14 protein-coding genes and 4 pseudogenes are annotated in these 14,963 nt (G+C 67.4%); 8 read left to right on the top strand and 10 right to left on the bottom strand.

Annotated elements, in window-relative coordinates:
- Positions 1-88 precede the first annotated feature (88 nt).
- From OH809_RS43995 to OH809_RS43985, 3 genes are all read right to left on the bottom strand, one after another.
- Positions 89-985: an aminoglycoside phosphotransferase family protein gene (locus OH809_RS43995; RefSeq protein WP_331744031.1), complete on the bottom strand. Its 897-nt coding sequence runs from the start codon at positions 983-985 to the stop codon at positions 89-91.
- A 679-nt stretch (positions 986-1,664) separates the two neighbouring features.
- Positions 1,665-1,958: a hypothetical protein gene (locus OH809_RS43990; protein ID WP_331743851.1), complete on the bottom strand. Its 294-nt coding sequence runs from the start codon at positions 1,956-1,958 to the stop codon at positions 1,665-1,667.
- A gap of 253 nt (positions 1,959-2,211) precedes the next feature.
- The gene (locus OH809_RS43985) at positions 2,212-3,348 is read right to left on the bottom strand and encodes a cell wall protein (protein WP_406516340.1); all 1,137 of its coding nucleotides are present in this window, start codon (positions 3,346-3,348) and stop codon (positions 2,212-2,214) included.
- A gap of 1,248 nt (positions 3,349-4,596) precedes the next feature.
- Between OH809_RS43985 and OH809_RS43980 the strand changes: the two are divergent.
- From OH809_RS43980 to thpR, 5 genes and pseudogenes are all read left to right on the top strand, one after another.
- Positions 4,597-4,791 (top strand): annotated as a pseudogene (locus OH809_RS43980) (transposase); the annotation flags it as partial.
- A gap of 438 nt (positions 4,792-5,229) precedes the next feature.
- Positions 5,230-5,574, top strand: coding sequence for a hypothetical protein (locus OH809_RS43975; RefSeq protein WP_331743845.1), 345 nt, complete (start codon positions 5,230-5,232; stop codon positions 5,572-5,574).
- Between the two features lie 2 nt (positions 5,575-5,576).
- Positions 5,577-5,975 carry a DUF6233 domain-containing protein gene (locus tag OH809_RS43970; protein WP_331743842.1) on the top strand — a complete coding sequence of 133 codons (399 nt, stop codon included), beginning with the start codon at positions 5,577-5,579 and terminating at the stop codon, positions 5,973-5,975.
- A 120-nt stretch (positions 5,976-6,095) separates the two neighbouring features.
- Positions 6,096-6,332, top strand: coding sequence for a hypothetical protein (locus OH809_RS43965; RefSeq protein WP_406425567.1), 237 nt, complete (start codon positions 6,096-6,098; stop codon positions 6,330-6,332).
- The gene (gene thpR / locus OH809_RS43960) at positions 6,329-6,925 is read left to right on the top strand and encodes an RNA 2',3'-cyclic phosphodiesterase (RefSeq protein WP_331743839.1); all 597 of its coding nucleotides are present in this window, start codon (positions 6,329-6,331) and stop codon (positions 6,923-6,925) included. The genes OH809_RS43965 and thpR overlap by 4 nt, the downstream gene beginning before the upstream one ends.
- A gap of 30 nt (positions 6,926-6,955) precedes the next feature.
- Here the strand turns inward: thpR and OH809_RS43955 are convergent.
- Together OH809_RS43955 and OH809_RS43950 are read right to left on the bottom strand one after the other, a co-directional pair.
- Positions 6,956-7,162: pseudogene (locus OH809_RS43955) on the bottom strand (hypothetical protein); the annotation flags it as partial.
- 202 nt (positions 7,163-7,364) lie between these two features.
- Positions 7,365-7,505 carry a hypothetical protein gene (locus OH809_RS43950; protein WP_331743836.1) on the bottom strand — a complete coding sequence of 47 codons (141 nt, stop codon included), beginning with the start codon at positions 7,503-7,505 and terminating at the stop codon, positions 7,365-7,367.
- A 287-nt stretch (positions 7,506-7,792) separates the two neighbouring features.
- Here OH809_RS43950 and OH809_RS43945 point away from each other — a divergent pair.
- Positions 7,793-8,080, top strand: a pseudogene (locus tag OH809_RS43945) (helix-turn-helix transcriptional regulator); the annotation flags it as partial.
- A gap of 4 nt (positions 8,081-8,084) precedes the next feature.
- Here the strand turns inward: OH809_RS43945 and OH809_RS43940 are convergent.
- Both OH809_RS43940 and OH809_RS43935 read right to left on the bottom strand, forming a co-directional pair.
- Positions 8,085-8,885 carry a hypothetical protein gene (locus OH809_RS43940; protein ID WP_331743833.1) on the bottom strand — a complete coding sequence of 267 codons (801 nt, stop codon included), beginning with the start codon at positions 8,883-8,885 and terminating at the stop codon, positions 8,085-8,087.
- A gap of 85 nt (positions 8,886-8,970) precedes the next feature.
- Positions 8,971-9,444: pseudogene (locus OH809_RS43935) on the bottom strand (hypothetical protein); the annotation flags it as partial.
- A gap of 184 nt (positions 9,445-9,628) precedes the next feature.
- On the opposite strand from OH809_RS43935, the gene OH809_RS43930 reads away from it, so the two are divergent.
- Entirely contained in the window at positions 9,629-9,805 is a 177-nt protein-coding gene (locus OH809_RS43930) for a hypothetical protein (RefSeq protein ID WP_331743830.1), read from the top strand.
- Positions 9,806-9,908: 103 nt separating this feature from the next.
- Here OH809_RS43930 and OH809_RS43925 read toward each other — a convergent pair whose 3' ends face one another.
- Positions 9,909-10,166, bottom strand: coding sequence for a hypothetical protein (locus OH809_RS43925; RefSeq protein WP_331743828.1), 258 nt, complete (start codon positions 10,164-10,166; stop codon positions 9,909-9,911).
- A gap of 215 nt (positions 10,167-10,381) precedes the next feature.
- Between OH809_RS43925 and OH809_RS43920 the strand changes: the two genes are divergently transcribed.
- Complete coding sequence (locus OH809_RS43920) at positions 10,382-12,151, top strand: alpha-L-fucosidase (RefSeq protein WP_331743825.1); 1,770 nt, start codon at positions 10,382-10,384, stop codon at positions 12,149-12,151.
- Between the two features lie 355 nt (positions 12,152-12,506).
- Here OH809_RS43920 and OH809_RS43915 read toward each other — a convergent pair whose 3' ends face one another.
- A complete protein-coding gene (locus tag OH809_RS43915; protein ID WP_331743822.1) occupies positions 12,507-13,571 on the bottom strand; it encodes a ParB/RepB/Spo0J family partition protein in 1,065 nt (354 codons plus the stop codon).
- Positions 13,568-14,710 carry a ParA family protein gene (locus OH809_RS43910; RefSeq protein WP_331743819.1) on the bottom strand — a complete coding sequence of 381 codons (1,143 nt, stop codon included), beginning with the start codon at positions 14,708-14,710 and terminating at the stop codon, positions 13,568-13,570. The genes OH809_RS43915 and OH809_RS43910 overlap by 4 nt, the downstream gene beginning before the upstream one ends.
- Positions 14,711-14,963 lie beyond the last annotated feature (253 nt).

The following is a 14,963-nucleotide window of genomic DNA, read 5'->3' as shown; positions in this document are numbered from 1 at the left end:
CGTGTCCCCCGGAACTCAGAGTGTCCCTTGGCAACGAACCTTGAGCGAGGCCACCGGGAGTTGAGCAACGTGGAAGTCTGCCAGCCTCCTAGATTGATGCCAGAACACGGTCAAGCGCCGCCCGGCCCGCGGGTCCCCATGTCGGCTTGCCGCCGGGCAGGCCCCGCTCCCCGGCCTGGCCAATGAGGATGAGGATGAGGCTCTTCAGGGCAGCCAACCCTCGTGCGCGCCGGATCGTCGCCTCGTCCGCGTGCGCGTACGCGTCGAAGAACCGTGCAGCCGCCCCCGCGGGAAGGAGCACCCACGCAGCCGCGAGATCGACCGCCGGATCGCCTGCGCACATGTCACCGAAGTCGATCACGCCCGAGAGCGTCCCGTCCAAGACGACGACATTTGCCGGGTGAAGGTCGCCGTGCAGCCATACCGGCGGGTCCTCCCAATCGGGAGCCGCAAGGGCCTCGTCCCAGACGTCCTGGACATTCCGGAGGTCGCCGGCAACGCCATCGGAGGCGAGGTCCTCGAGTGTTTTTCCGAAGGCGTCCGTGAGCGTTTTGAGGGGAACGCCGCGATCTGGAGTGACCGGTGCCTCGGCGGGCGCCTTCACGTGGAGCGCCTTGAGGAAGCCCGCCAAAGTGTCGGCCGCGCGGTCGTGGCTGATCGGGGCGCGGTCGGCTGGTTCGCCGGGAACCCATGTCGCGATGGTCCATGGCCGCGGGAAGCGTGCGGAGGGTTCACCGATCCTCACGGGGGTCGGGACCGGTAGTGGAAGGCACGGGGCCAGGGCGGGCAGCCACCGGTGCTCGTTGCGCAGGAGGGACGGTGCGCGCTCCGTGCGCGGCATGCGCACGGCCAACTCATCCCCGAGACGCCACAGTTGGTTGTCCCAACCGCCGGCCACCTCACGCAGGTCCAACTCTGCAAGGTCCGGATGCTGCTCTCGCACCAGAGAGCGCACCAAGTTCTCATCGCTCTCGAAGCTGTCCATGATCTCACTCAACCATCGATGGCACGGGCAGCCGGACCTGATCAGCTGAGACAACATCCGGCATTCATCCAGCCAGGACCACATCACCCGAGATTCCCGGCATCCCCACGTCTCAACTGAACTGGTCGCCGCACGTCAGCGGCCCGACGCCGAACCAGATCATTTAAGACGGGACAGGCAGTCCCGGTCTTCTGTAGACAGGAAGTTCAACCGGCGTACGGTGCGCCCCCGCTGCCCTCGAGCGTCCCGCATACCTGTAGGCACTGCCGGTCAGTGGCACACGATGCCTACAGATCTCCGGGACGAACATGAGCCGACGTCACCCGGCTCGGTATTACGCCGTAATAACCGGAGTCGCCGACATCCTGGATCCCGACCGCGCCCCTGCGCTGCCGCCGAGTATTACGGCGTAATAGTTGGCTTCGTCGGCATCCTGGTCCCGACTGCACCCCTGCGCTGCCGCCGAATATTACGCCGTAATACTGCATCGCTGGTCCTCCATCAGGTCCTCGTCATCCTCAACGGGCTTTGCTGTCAGCTTCGGCTCCAGGAACAGTCCCTGGTACTGCGGCTTCGGGCGCCGGCCAACGTTGTCACGGTCTGAGGCTTGCGGCTGGCGGGGGAGTTGAGGCATGACGGGCTCCGTTCGTTCGGACTGCGGGAGAGCTGATGGGTGGGGTCATGTGACATCGGAGACGCGGCGGACAGGGTGGTCGCCGCCGCGGTGCTTGTAGGCGATGGCGGCCCGGATGCTCACCGGCAACGGGTCGGGGCTCTCCTTGGCGGCGACTTCCTCGAGCTCCTGGCGGGCGACGACGACTTCGGTGAACGCCCCTTCGGGTTCGCGGGCCCTGGCGAGGATCTGCCGCTTCAACGCCTCCACGACACGGGGGTCGACGACGCCTGGCGTCTTCCGGCGGATCGCGGCAAGCCTGATCTTGTAGCCGGGGGATGCGGTGTCGCGTGTCTTCACCGGCGCCGGGCCGGCTGCGGGCGCAGGCGCTGCGGCGGGCCGGATCACAGATGCGGTCGCGACGGCACCGACGGGCAGGGCCGGATGGCGTGGACGACTTCATGGCCGGCTTTGTCGTCGATCTGCCTGGCGAGCTGCCCGCCAGGGAGGGAGTTGTTCGGCGTAGGCGGGGGAGCCACCAAGGGCGGACGGGTTGCCCTGCGAGGACGGATTTCCAGGCTGCCGTGAGGTCCATGGTGATCTTGTGGGGCGGTCACGCCCATGCCTCCTGTCGTTCCTCGGCGCGGGCGGACTTCTTGACGGCGTAGGCGCACAGGCGGGCTCCATACAGATCAAGGGCGTCGTCGGCGTCCTCCGTGTAGTGGTCGGCGACCTCGGGCCAGTTGTTCCAGTCAGCGCGGGCAGCGCGACGGTCGTCGTCGGTACGGGGCCCGGCCGCGGCGGCCGCCAGTTGTGCCCTCACGTGCTGCTGCTCAGCCCAGGCGCGCCATTCCGTGTTGGCCATGGGGTCGGCGGCGTTGGCGAGGGCTTGCTCATGGGCGGCGAGTTCGGCTTCGTACCGGGCCTGGCTGAGAAGCGCGGCGCGGATGTAGTTGGCGGGCTGCTGAGGGCGCCAACCGAGGCACATCCCGTTGAGCTCGGCGGCAATCTGGGTGCTGTCGAGTCCGCGGTCGAAGAACGGCCGCAGGACGTACGCGAGGCGGCGGAGCTTCTCCGTCTGCGTCCAGTTCACCAGGGCCCGGACGCGGCGGGTGTCCTGGATCTCTCGGGCTGCCTGCAGGGGTGTGCGGCGCTTGTGCCTGTCGCTGTTGTTGCTGGTCTGGTGGGGGAGTGATGCGGTTCGACGGCCCGCGTGCGGGGTGTCGTTAAAACCCCCCACCATCTGAACCTGACTCTCTTCATCAGCTGAGGTAAGGGAAGGGGGCTCACAAGATCGTTCAGCCGGGTTGTCCACAGGGTCCGAAGAGGCGTTGTCCACAGGGGCGGTCGTGGTGCCCGGGGTGCGCGCGTCGGGCATCTGTCGGTAGTCGACGACGACTCGTGCGGTGTACCCGGTGCCGATGATGCGGTGGCCGAGGGCGTTGTCGTAGGCGGGCGGGATGACCGCGGCATAGATGGTGGCCGTGCCCGCGTACCCGCCCAGACCGAGGGCCCGGCGGATATTCGTACGAGTGCCGTGCTGAACCCAGGCGAGGGCGCCCAGCTCGCGGAGGTAGGCGACGTGCCGCTTCACGGTGGCGCGGGACGTGTCGAGTCGGGCCGCGGTCTTGTCAAGGCAGTACCGGGCGTGACCGGTGTCGTAGTCCATGCGCGCCCCCAAGTCCCGTGCGACGGCGAGCGTGGTGGCGTTCGCTCGCGGGTGCAGGCCGGCTGAGATCAGCCATTCCACGGCGCGAAGCCACCGACGCGGGCCGCTCCGGCGCGATGCGGTGTGAGCGACCTCTTGCGAGGCACCGCGGACCAGGGTGACCTGCCTCGCACTGTACTCGCACGTACGTTCGAGCACGGCGTGCGGGGTGATCGTGTCGCCAGACGTTTGCTGGCGCGGGATGCCGCCGATGGTGGGTGACTTTTGCCGCGAATCGCCCATCCGGGCGCGCGGGAGCTGACAAGTAGGGGCGCGGTGCTGCACTATGTACCCGTCCTCCTTGTTGTGGACGTACGCGAAAGCCCCGGTGGGGTCTTCGTAAGTGGTTCGCCTGAACCTGAAAGTCGCTCGAAGCCTCGGGCCCGGTCGCCAAACCGGATCTGAGAGTTCGGGCCTTGGCTCGGTCGCCAAACCGAGCCGTATGAAGTGGCCGCGCACGGTGCGCCAACACCAGCGGCCGGCGGTAGAGGAAGTGCCCCCGCCAGGGGGCCCAGGATCTCCCGCTCAGAACGTCGCTACGTCACCTGATCTCCCTTGTTGGGTGAGGTCTGTGCCGATGCGGTGCGCATGACCATGTAGCTGGTCGTCTCGGCGACAACTCGCATCGGGTCTGGGGAAGCGGGCCTTGAGCTGTTCCACGCGCAGCTCGGCCTCGGGGGAGGGGTTGGGTGCCGGACGTCATCGTCCAGCCGTTGTTCTCCCAGCCCTCAACTCGGAAGGTCTTCTTGGTGCGGTGCTCCAGCCATGCAGGGCAGCGCTCCGCGAGCGAGCCGCGGAACTTGCAGAGGTTCTCTGACGGTGACCTGCGGCTGGGTCGGTGCGCGGTCGCGTTGACGGTCAGGGCCGAGGAGGGCTCGGCTGGGCTGCTCATCGCGTGGCGTGGGTAAGTGGTGACAGGGCCTGTGCGGTGTGTCGCCGGTGTGATCTTCACGGCGGACTGCTGAGTCCCACTGTCTGATAGCCCGGGTGTCCGGGTACGCTTCACCATAGAACTGGCACCTTCTTTTAGTAGAGGACTGTGGTGTCGGTCGGCCCCCGCACCAGATGCGGCAAACATCTGGAGTACTGCGGGGGCTTTCCTGTTGTCTTGGTGACCCCGTCCGGCCGATCCCATTTCTGAGTGGTCGTCTGGCGCCAGGCGCAGCCTATCGGTTGAACTCGCCACTCGCCTACCTCCTGCGGAATCGTGTCGTTGATCCGACTTGTCATCAGATAGCCAGCTCATCGCACGGTTGGCGGGGGCCTGTTCGTGTCCTCCAAAATCCGTCGAAGTACCGCACGTGCTCGCCCTGGCGGGACCTGCCCGATGAACTCGGGTCGTTCCAAACTGCGCACAAACGCTTGATCAGGTGGGCCGTGGACGGCACGTGGGAACGGATCCTTGCCGCGGTCCTGGCGTCGGCGGACGCTGGTGACGACGTGGGCTGGACGGTGTCGGTGGACTCCACCGTTTGGCGGGCTCACTAGCCCCAGTCGGTGAGCTGGACGGCCTCCCTCCGGATGTCGGTGAACCTCGTGCCGCAGCCGGTGCAGACCGGGCGCCGGGCCTCAAGCTCGGGCTCCTTCTCCTCAGCCAGGCGCTGTTGCTCGGCCTTGTACGCGGCCGCCCTGGCGGCCTCGGGTTACGACGGCTTCCCTGCGCGGAGTGCGGCTACGACGGACTCGTTCACCGCCAGGGGCGGGAGGCGCCGCTGCTGCCCGCGCCGCGGGCGGTCCCGCCCATCGAGCCCACCGGCCGTCCCAGCTCGGGTGAACTTCGCCGGCCCCCGTGACGCCGCCGACATCGCCGCCCTCGTACGCTGCCGCGTCATCCGGAAGACGCAGCAGCCAGACTCGACGGCGTACTGACCAAGGTCGGCGAAGCACTCGCCTAATGGAATCGAACACACGTACTATTCCCGTGTGTCCACGTACGACTTTCCCGAGGATCTGCGCGACGCCCAGCTCGCGCTCCACCAGACCCGCGCCGCATACGAGCAGTACGCCACCACGCTCCCGTGGTCGGCAGAGCCGATGCCCGGCTGGGAGAGCGAGAAACAGCCGTACACCAGCTTCCGCTCCGGCAAGGCCGACAGCCCCGGGTACACAGAGAAGCAGGCCGCGGAGGTCGCCGGCTTCCAGGAGAAGCTGCGCCGGCTGAGCGCCCAGGTGGCCACGCACCCGTACTGGACCACCCTCGAGGGCGCAGTGGTGGACGCCCGGATGGCCCTCAAGCACGCCCACGAAGCCGCGGACGAGGCGGCGTAGCCATGTCCGACCCCGGGTCGATATCCCGCCTCGACAAGCTCCAGGCCCTCGAGGAGTGGCTGGACTGGCAGCTGCGCCAGACCCGGGGCCGGATCCAGCAGCTCAAGGCCCAGGAGCGGCAGGGGCATCAGCAGGAGGAGCAGTGGGCGAGGGAGAAGCGCGAGCAGGGGAAGCCGCGGGTCGAGGAGCGGCGTAGTAAGGAGCGGCGTCCGCGTTCCCCGGACTGGGGCATCGACGACATCGGTGTCGGCACCCTGCAGTCCGAGGTCCACCGTGGCGACTGTTTCGCCGCCGGAAAGCGGCTGCGGACCATCAGTCGGGAGCAGGCACTCGCGGCTCTCAGCGACGGGGCTCCGGCCTGCGAGGTGTGCCGGCCGGACACTGCGCTCGGCGCACTGTGATCAGTGCCTGGTCGCAGCATGAGGGCGTGGAACTCCCGATCGGCGTGGCGCTGGCCCGTGCCGTACCGGTGCTGCCGGAGGGGCCGGGCTGGTGGTACGAGCCGAAGTTATGAACAGAGTTTGATGCTGTCCGTCGTCCAGGAGCTCTTCGACGCTGCCGCCCCGACCGGCGGAACGCAGCCCCAACGCAGGCTGGCATGCCCGTCCCGGTTCCCTGGCCTGTGGTTCCAGCGGCCCGGCAGTGTCGCCGCCCGCCAGAAGTGGCTTCCTCGGCATCGCAACCGCGAGCGCCTCTCCCGCAATACCTGGGCCGGCCGCCGCGTCCACTACCCGGGTGCGGTACGAAGTCCGGTGTGAACGATCAGACTCAGCCCGCGACCGTTCGCGTGTTCATCGCCCTCGCCCCGCCCGACCACGCGAAAGAAGAACTAGCCCGGGAGCTGCGCCCCGCCTATGACACGCACCCTCACATACGGTGGAACCGCATCGAGGACTGGCACATCACCCTGGCGTTCCTCGGGGAGCTACCGGCCGAGACAGTCCCGCTCCTGCGCCCGCCTCTCGCCAGCCTCGCAGCGGACCACCCACCACTCCGTTTGGCACTACGCGGCAGCGGAAACTTCGACGACCGGGTGCTGTGGAGCGGAATCGACGGAGACCTCGATGAGCTGCACATGCTCGCCGCCGATGTGCGTACCGCGGTCAAGAGCTGCGGTGTCGCCTTTGAGGACCGGCCCCTGCGCCCACATCTGACGTTGGCCCGTGCCCGCCGAGGAGACCGATCCTCGGCAGGAGAAATCGCCGAAGGGCTCGCCGGATTCACCGGCCGCCGATGGCCTGCCGAACGTCTGCACCTGGTCGGCAGCAACGTCGGCCGTAGCCGCGGACCGATCCACTACCGCGACATCGAGGCTTGGGCCCTCGGCAACGGGAACTCCACTGGATCTTGAACGAACCAACGGCGACCTGGGGAAACGTGATCACCTCGGGGGCTCCCGCAGAACTCGCGCATCAGGCGCTGGGCGATCACAGCACCGTGTTCGCCGGTTCTGCCGGTCGGCGGGGCCATGGCTGCCCGTGTGCGGGGTGTTCTCGGTGGCGGCCCAGCTGGCGAGGAGCTGCAGGGCATCGTGGTCGGGGGTGCCGGGCGCGGCGGTGTATGCGGTGAGGGTCAGGCCGGGCCCTGCTGAGCGGCAGGGTGTCGCCCTCGGCGTCGGCGCCGCCAAGGACTGACGGGCCTATAGGGCTCGTTCGGATCACCCGTCGCGCAGCAGAGGTAGTCGGCGTCCCTAGCCTCGTACTTCGCAGGCCGCTGATTCGGATGATCTGGCCGCCACCCCACAACAGAGAGTGTCCGGAAGGCATTTCCTACGGGCTCCCGGCACAGGATCAGATGGCCAGCGCCACCACCCCCACCACCGCGAACGCGACACTGGCCAACAGCACAGAGCCCGTCAGCAGGATGAGCACCGCACCGAGCACGAACCATCCCGTCGTACGGCGACCGACCATGGCGGTATCGGGGTCCACGGGGTCGTACGTGATCTCGGCCCGCTCGGCTCCCCCGTCCGAGCCCGTGCACTCACGCCGTACGCCTTGGCTGTCGACGTACGCGTAGGTGTACTGCTTGACGCCCTCGGGCTGGAGTGGGCGGCGTAGTAGCTGGCGAGTCTGCCGGGGCGGTGGTCCGAAGGGCGTAACCCGAACGGATGTGGAGCTCGGACTGGCAGAGCCTAGCTGGACTCTGGTGTGGGCTCCAGAGCGTCTACGTCTGACGTGGAGCCCTTCAGCAGACCAGTCTCCGCTGCCACCCTTACGAGCACGTCGTCGAGGGTCTGGCCCTCGACACCGCCGCCGTGCTGCTGCACGCCCATCCCGCCCATCTGGTACGGGTGTTCAGCAGGGCGTACGGCATCGCCCCGCACCAGTACCTGATGTCCCGGCGGGTCGGCCGGGCCCGGCGCCTGCTGCTGGAGGGACGGGCGCCGGGCGAGGTGGCGGCGGCCAGCGGCTTCTACGACCAGGCCCATCTCACCCGGCACTTCGGCCGGTTGGTGGGCGTGCCGCCGGGACGCTACCGGGCGGGCGTGCGCGGAACGTCGTAGCCGCTCACTTGACGTCGACGTAGTCGCCGGCCGCGGTCGCCCCGCCGGTCGTGTCCGTCTCGCCGAAGGTCCAGCGCCAGTAGCCGTCGGCGGAGGCGGTGACCGTGGTCTTCAGGGTACCGGCCGAGTTCGCCTTCACGATCTTGACCGTGGTGTAGGTGCTGGTGCCGGCCTTGCGGAACTGGAGCTTGGCCGACTTGCCGCCGAAGCCCGTGTACTTGTGCCGCACCCAGTCGGCGCGGGTGATCGTGCCGGTCACGGTGAGCGTCTTGCCCTTGGCGACGGGCTCCGGGGAGGCATTGACGGTGACCTTCGCCGCGCGCTTGACCCGGACCGTGCCGAAGCCGGTCAGGTACTCCGTGCTCTTGGGCTGGCCGTTCTTCCAGATACGGGCCATGACCCCGATCTTCCAGGTCGTGGCGTCGCTGTTGGAGTCCAGGGTGTAGCGCGGGTCGATGTACAGCTCGCCGTCGCACTGGGAGGGCGAGTAGTCGGAGTAGGTGATGACGTAGCTCATGTGAATGCCGTCGTCGCCCTCGTAGCCCTTGGCGGCCGTGGTGCCGCGGTACAGGAAGGGGTACGTGTTCGCGTCCCCCGCCTTGACCCCGGACGGCCAGGTCTTCCGGAACGCGAAGTCGGGGGTGACCTCGGCGCTGGTGCCCACGATGATGGGCTTGCCGTTGTTGAGGACCAGGTTCGACACGGTGATGCCGGTGTCCGCCGCCTCCGCGGTCGGCGCGGTGAACGTCCCCAGGGCGAGGGTTCCCGCGAGTACGACCGCGGAGCCGGATCTGCCTGCGCGCATGCACTGCCTCTTCGTCGGTGGGAGACCGGTGTGGTCCCGGTGCGGAACGAGCCGGTCGTCCACGCTAGCAGGCGCTCAGGAAAGGTCAGTCGGATATTCGGGGCCCGAAGTGCCGGTCCCGCTGGGCGTCGTACAGGTTGCGCGGGCGCACGACGTCCGTGGTGCCGTACAGCTCCAGCCGGGAGTGCAGGTCGCCGGTGAAGTCGGGGACGTCGATCTGGTCGAACTCGGTGACCGTGCTGATGCCGACGGTGGCGGAGTACGGGGCCAGGCCGTCGATCTTCATCAGGCCGGCGCGGCCGTTGGTCACGCGGATGTTCCAGTGGGCGAAGCGCACGCCGAACAGCGGGCCGGCGATGGCGTCGCCGCCGTGGCGGCCGTTGTTGTCGACGGTGATGTCGGTGTGGACGTTGGCGAACGGCAGCCCGCGGTGGCTGTCGAAGGTGCCCATGCGCATGTCGCCGCGCGACCAGACGCTGTAGGAGGACAGGCCCTCGACATTGATGCCGTGCAGCTGGGTGCCGGCGGGGGCCGGGACGGTGCGCTCCTCGATCGTGAACTACCGGGCCGGTGCGGTCAGGGGATCGTGTAGGGCCTGGGGTGGCCCATCCGCTCGTACCGCGCGGTCTCCTCGTCGAGCTGTCTCCGCTGCCACCCTTACGATTGTGAGAGCGGTATCGAAGGGCATCTCGTAGAAGCGCTCGCCCTCGTGCTGAATGCCGTGCAAATCCTCCGCGAGGCGCATGCCAGCCCTTCTTGCGTCCTACAACGCGCACCGCCCGCACCGCACCCTCGCCGGCGCCGCACCCCTGCGCCCGCTGCCCGAACCGATCACCGAACCCGACCGGCTTGTCCACCTTGACGTCCACCGACGCGACCGCCTCGGCGGCATCCTGCACAAGTACCAACATGCAGAGTGAGCAGCACGGATGTGGTTCTCGGCACCTACAGGGTCGGCGCGGCCGTCGAGCATGTAGGCGGCGCTGACCGTGACGGCGGCGCCGACTTGCGCCGCTCGTGGTCCTACGCGACGGGATCCCAGACCTGTCCGGGCCGGTACCAGGTCGTGCCGTCCCACCAGAAGCCGCCGGCGCGGAACAGCAGCTGGTCCTGGGACCACTGGCTGTGCAGGGAGGAGGTGTCGTCGTCGCTCATCAACAGCACGGTCCGGCCGTGGTCGGGGTGGTGACGTACCGACCAGCCCAGGCTGTGCTGGAACGGGTCGGTGGTGAAGGCGTGCCAGCCGCCGCCCTCACGGTTGGGGTCGAAGCGGCCCCACATGCCACTGGCCTCGTGGGCGGGGCATTTGGCCTCTCATGAGGCTGCCCCCCATGCCGATATACCTCCGATGATTTCAGCCCTTTTTCGCTGCAAGCGCCCTTGACAGGCTTCATTAGGCAGCCTCAAGATCTATAGAACCGATGTCTGAGTGTTCAGTCGGATGCCAGGAGATCCCACTCACACACGGCTGCGGAAGCAGCGGAAGGACAGTGACGATGCACCCCCAAGTCACCGGTTTGACCAGAAGTTTGAAGGCGGCGTTCGCGACAGCCGCCCTCGTGGCCGGTTGTGCTCTGGCCGCTGGCAGCCCGGCCCAGGCCAATCCAGCCCCCAAGCCCATCGATGCCTACCCCGCAGCGATCCCGCTGAGCACCGACACGAACATCGCGAACTGGGAGAAGCTCCAGTTCGGCATGTTCGTGCACTGGGGCATGTTCTCCTCCTACGGTGGCTACTACAACGGGGTGCAGCAGACCATCGGCTACCCGGAGCAGATCAAGGCGTGGATGAACATCCCGACCTCCGACTACCTGGCCAGCGCGCACCAGTTCACCGCCGACAAGTTCGACGCTGCCCAGTGGTGCGCTACCGCCAAGGCGGCGGGTGCCAAGTACTTGGTGCTCACGTCGAAGCACCACGACGGCTTCGCCATGTGGGACACCGCGACCACCGACTACAACGTCGTCGCTCAGACACCGTTCGGCCGTGATCCGATCAAGGAGCTGAGCACCGCCTGTCGCGCTCAGGGCATGGGCTTCGGTCTGTACTTCTCCATCATCGACTGGACGTTGCAGACCCCCGAGCCGTACCAGAACCTCAACCCGATTCCCGACTCGATGATGCCGTACATCAAGTCGCAGCTGACCGAGTTGCTGACGAAGTACGGGCAGCTCGACGAACTGTGGTTCGACATGGGCAAGCCGACCGCCGCACAGAGCGCGGAGATGGCGGCGACGGTGCACCAGTTGCAGCCACAGACCATGGTCAACTCCCGGGTCTGGAACAACAAGGGCGACTTCGAGGTCGGCGGCGACAACTCGGTGCCGGCCAGGCAGCTGCAGGCGCCGTGGCAGTCTGCCTACTCGATCTTCCCGATGTGCTGGGGCTACTGCACCTGGCCGAGCACCGATCGCTCCGACGCCTCCAAGGCGTCCAAGACCACACAGCAGGTCAGGTCCCTGTTCACCGTGACATCGGGCGGCGGCAACTACCTGTTGAACGTCGGACCGCAGGGCAACGGTGCCATCGACGACTTCCAGGCCGGCGTGATGGCCGGAATCGGCGCCTGGAATGCACGCCACCCCAACGCCGTCGAGGGTGCCCGGCCGACGCTCTACGGCCGGATGTCCTGGGGCGACAGCACGATCAAGGGCAACGCGGTCTACCTCGGCGTGAGCAGCTGGCCGAACGGCGGTGGCGACATCAGGCTGCCCGGTTTGGCCAGCACGATCCTCGACGTCACGGTGGACGGCACGGCTGACCAACTGCCGTACCGGATGGACGGCAACGATCTGGTGATCACCCTGCCGGCTCAGCCGACCGATGCCGACCTGTCGGTCATCAAGGTGCACACGGACGGTGCGCCGCTCGTGCAGCCGGCCGGCACCGCCGTCAGCGCGGACCGGCACTTCTCGATCGCCGCCGGTTCTCTGACCAGCCGACTCTCACCCATCAACGGCGGCCGCAATGCGTCCTCCGTGACCGGGTGGCTGGCCGGCCAGGATGGCAACAGCGGTTGGAACGCGGCCAGGGTCACCGTGTCCGGCACGTTCAAGGCGGACATAAACTACCGGATCACCCTCGGTGAGACGTCCGTGATGGCCACTGGAGCGCAGCTGGCTGCCGGAGCAGTGGACGGCCTTCGGTACCGATCGCAGCGGATCACGCCGATCACGATCGCGCTGGCCGACCCCGACTACTTCGCTGATCCGTTGGGGGCGACCGTCACGAACATCACTGTCGACGGCTACCGCGGGAACCCCTGAGCGTCCGATCCCGGTGCCGACTTCCCTCCCGAGCCGGCACCGGGCGGGTCGGCCCGATTCCACTCGTGAACGAGATCGAACGCTGCCGGTTCGTCGCGGCGTAACCGAGAGAAGCTGGCAGCACGGCCTTGCCAGTTCGACACAAAGAGCAGCTGTCAGGGGTGTGTCATCCGGCGGCCGGTGCGGGCGCGCCACCATCGTGCGGCCCGGCTACCCATAAACTGTGGCGGCGTAGCGGCGGTCGTCCATGCGGTGCGGACAGCCGTGGGCAGCTTCGGGAAGTCGGGGTCGTGGCGGGCTATCAAGCCTGCGTGAGGTACTTGAGTCCCGGGCAGCCGGATGGCTTGATGTGGATCTACTCTCCGGTTGTCTTACGGGCGGCGATCAGTCTCTTCAGGAGGATTTCGCGCTGCTCCTCCCCCATCTTTTCAATCACGATGTCGGCTACCTTCTCTCCGTCCAGCCAGGGCATCTTGATGACCTTCTTGCTGGGCGCAGGAAGGTCCAGACCAACAGCAGCCTCGGGTCCACCTGATTCTCGGAATACGCCTGGCGCGGTCTGTGTGTCGCTTGCCCTCCCCTCTGTACTGGCTGTGGTGCTAACGGCGTTAGCACCACAGCCAGTGGTTGGGGCGCCGGTGGGGGTGCTAACGGCGTTAGCACCCCCACCGCGCCTCCGCGACTTGCGTTCGGCCCGGGCAGTCAGGGCTTCGGCTGCGGCGCGCTGTTGTTGCTGCGCCGGCAGTTGGCCAACGTTGCGGGCTACCTCGACCGGAAGGCTCTTGTTCTCGACTGCCTCTTGGAGCTCGGGGGTGAGCTTCAGCAGAGCGATCCTCTGGGTGACCCAGGGGCTGGATTTGCCAAGGGATCGGGCGACCGCGCGCTGCGAGCCGTGGACTTCCACGAGGCGCTGCAGCGCCTTGGCCTCATCCAGCGGGTCGAGGTTTTCGTGCTGGACTGCAGCGGTGAGAGCGGTCTCCAGAAGAGTGTCGGCGTTCTCCGCGAGGGAGTCATCGATGTGAACAGGTACGTCGTCGAGGCCGGCCATGTTGGCTCCGGCGAGACGGCGGTTTCCGTCGACGACGACGTACGCGGCCGGCCCGAGATCGCCTTCGTGCCCGGGATGTGCGCTGAGGAAGGCCGCTCGGGTCACCACGGTGAGGGGCTGGATGACGCCTCGTGCGGTGAGGCTGTCAGCCATGTCTTCGACCGCTTTGAGTTCTTCCCGGGGGTTGAACGGATTGTGGGCGATCTGCGCGACAGGCAGCCTCGGTGACGGTGCGGGGCCTTCGCTGATGGCGGCTGGGGCGGCGTCTTCGCCGTGTCCGGCGTAGCGCGCGAAGGAGGCGGCGCGGCTGCTGATGGGGTGGGCGACGGCGTCGAAGGTGGCGGATGCGCCGAGGGATTCTGCCTTCTTCATGCCAGTTCCCGCATGATCTGCCGCATGCTGTGGGCTTGGTCGGACTCGGGTGCGTAGTCGAGGAGGGGTCTTTGGACTCGGACGGCTTCGCGCTGTTCCTTGACGTCCGGGATGACGGAGAGCACGGGTGGGGTGCCGAGTGCCTTCCATTTGTCGAGGGAGGAGGTGGCGATGAAGCCGCGTCGGGAGTCGTATTTGTTCACGACTAGTCCGAGCTGTTCGACGTCGATGTCGTAGTCCCGGGTCAGTGATCCGACCTGGTTGATGAGCATGCCGTATGCCTGGGCGGAGGTGTCTTCCGCTTCGACGGGGATGACGAGGCCGGAGGCGCCGGGCTTTTCGCCGTCGCGTTGGCGGCCGTAGACGAGTCCGGCGTCCATGGCCAGGCCGAGGCTGGGCGGCGAGTCGATGACGATGACATCGAAGTGCTCTTCGACGGGGGCAAGAGCGCGTTCGAGGGCGGCGTGGCGGGGGCCGCGGAAGACCGTGAGGCCGGAGTCGAGGAGGAAGGCGTCGAATGCGGCGGGCAGGATGCGGAGTCGGTCGCCGAAGCGTGCACCCTCTATGACGACGGTGAGGTCGATCAGGGGGTGCTTGGTGTCGTCACGGTTGAGCATGTGGGTGACCAGGCTTTCCTGGCCGGCGGGGATGGCTTTGAGTCCGAGTTGGTGTGAGAGGTGCCCTTGTGGGTCGAAGTCCACCAGCAGTACGCGGCTGCCTTGTTCGGCGAAGGCCTGGGCGATCCCTGCTGAAACGGCGGTCTTGCCGACGCCGCCCTTCTGGTTACAGACCACCAGACGCCGGACCGTCCTGCTGTCGGCGTTCGCCGGGTTCTGCTCCAGCCACAGCGCGACGGCTTGGGCGAGACCCTGGATGTAGGAGACGCCGCGGACACGGCAGTCACTCTTGAAGGAGTCGTAGAGCCCCTCGGGGAGCCAGGTGCCGAAGGACTCGGCGCCAGCAGTCTCAACCTGGGGGAGTGGCTCCGCTTGAGCTTGCCAGGTCTGGATGCCGCCGGTGACGGCGTCCTGAACGTCGACGGAGAGCTGGGCTGCTCGGACTTTGAGGGCCTGTCGGAGATGAGCGGGCAGCTTGGAGACCAGCTTCTCCCGCTCACCTCCTGGGTTCGGAGATGACATGGCGGCAGCTTACTGCCGCCGATCACCTTTCATGGCCCGCAACACGCGAATTCTGCGCTGATCCCACGTTAGCTGCTGCGGGTGCTAACGGCGTTAGCACCCTTCGAAGTGGACGTCCGGCAGTCGACTCTGGACGCAAGGGGCTGTGAGAACAGCGCCCTGACACGCCTACCCTCCAACGCAAAAAGTGGCCCGGCCCCGGGTTTTCCCCGGGGCCGGGCCACTTCGTGTGCGCTGATCAGAGGATCGCGCG

The sequence above is a fragment of the Streptomyces sp. NBC_00873 genome (genome assembly GCF_045207415.1).
Lineage (GTDB): Bacteria > Actinomycetota > Actinomycetes > Streptomycetales > Streptomycetaceae > Streptomyces.
Note: the sequence above shows the minus strand (reverse complement) of the source record. Positions and strands in the feature narration are given on the sequence as shown.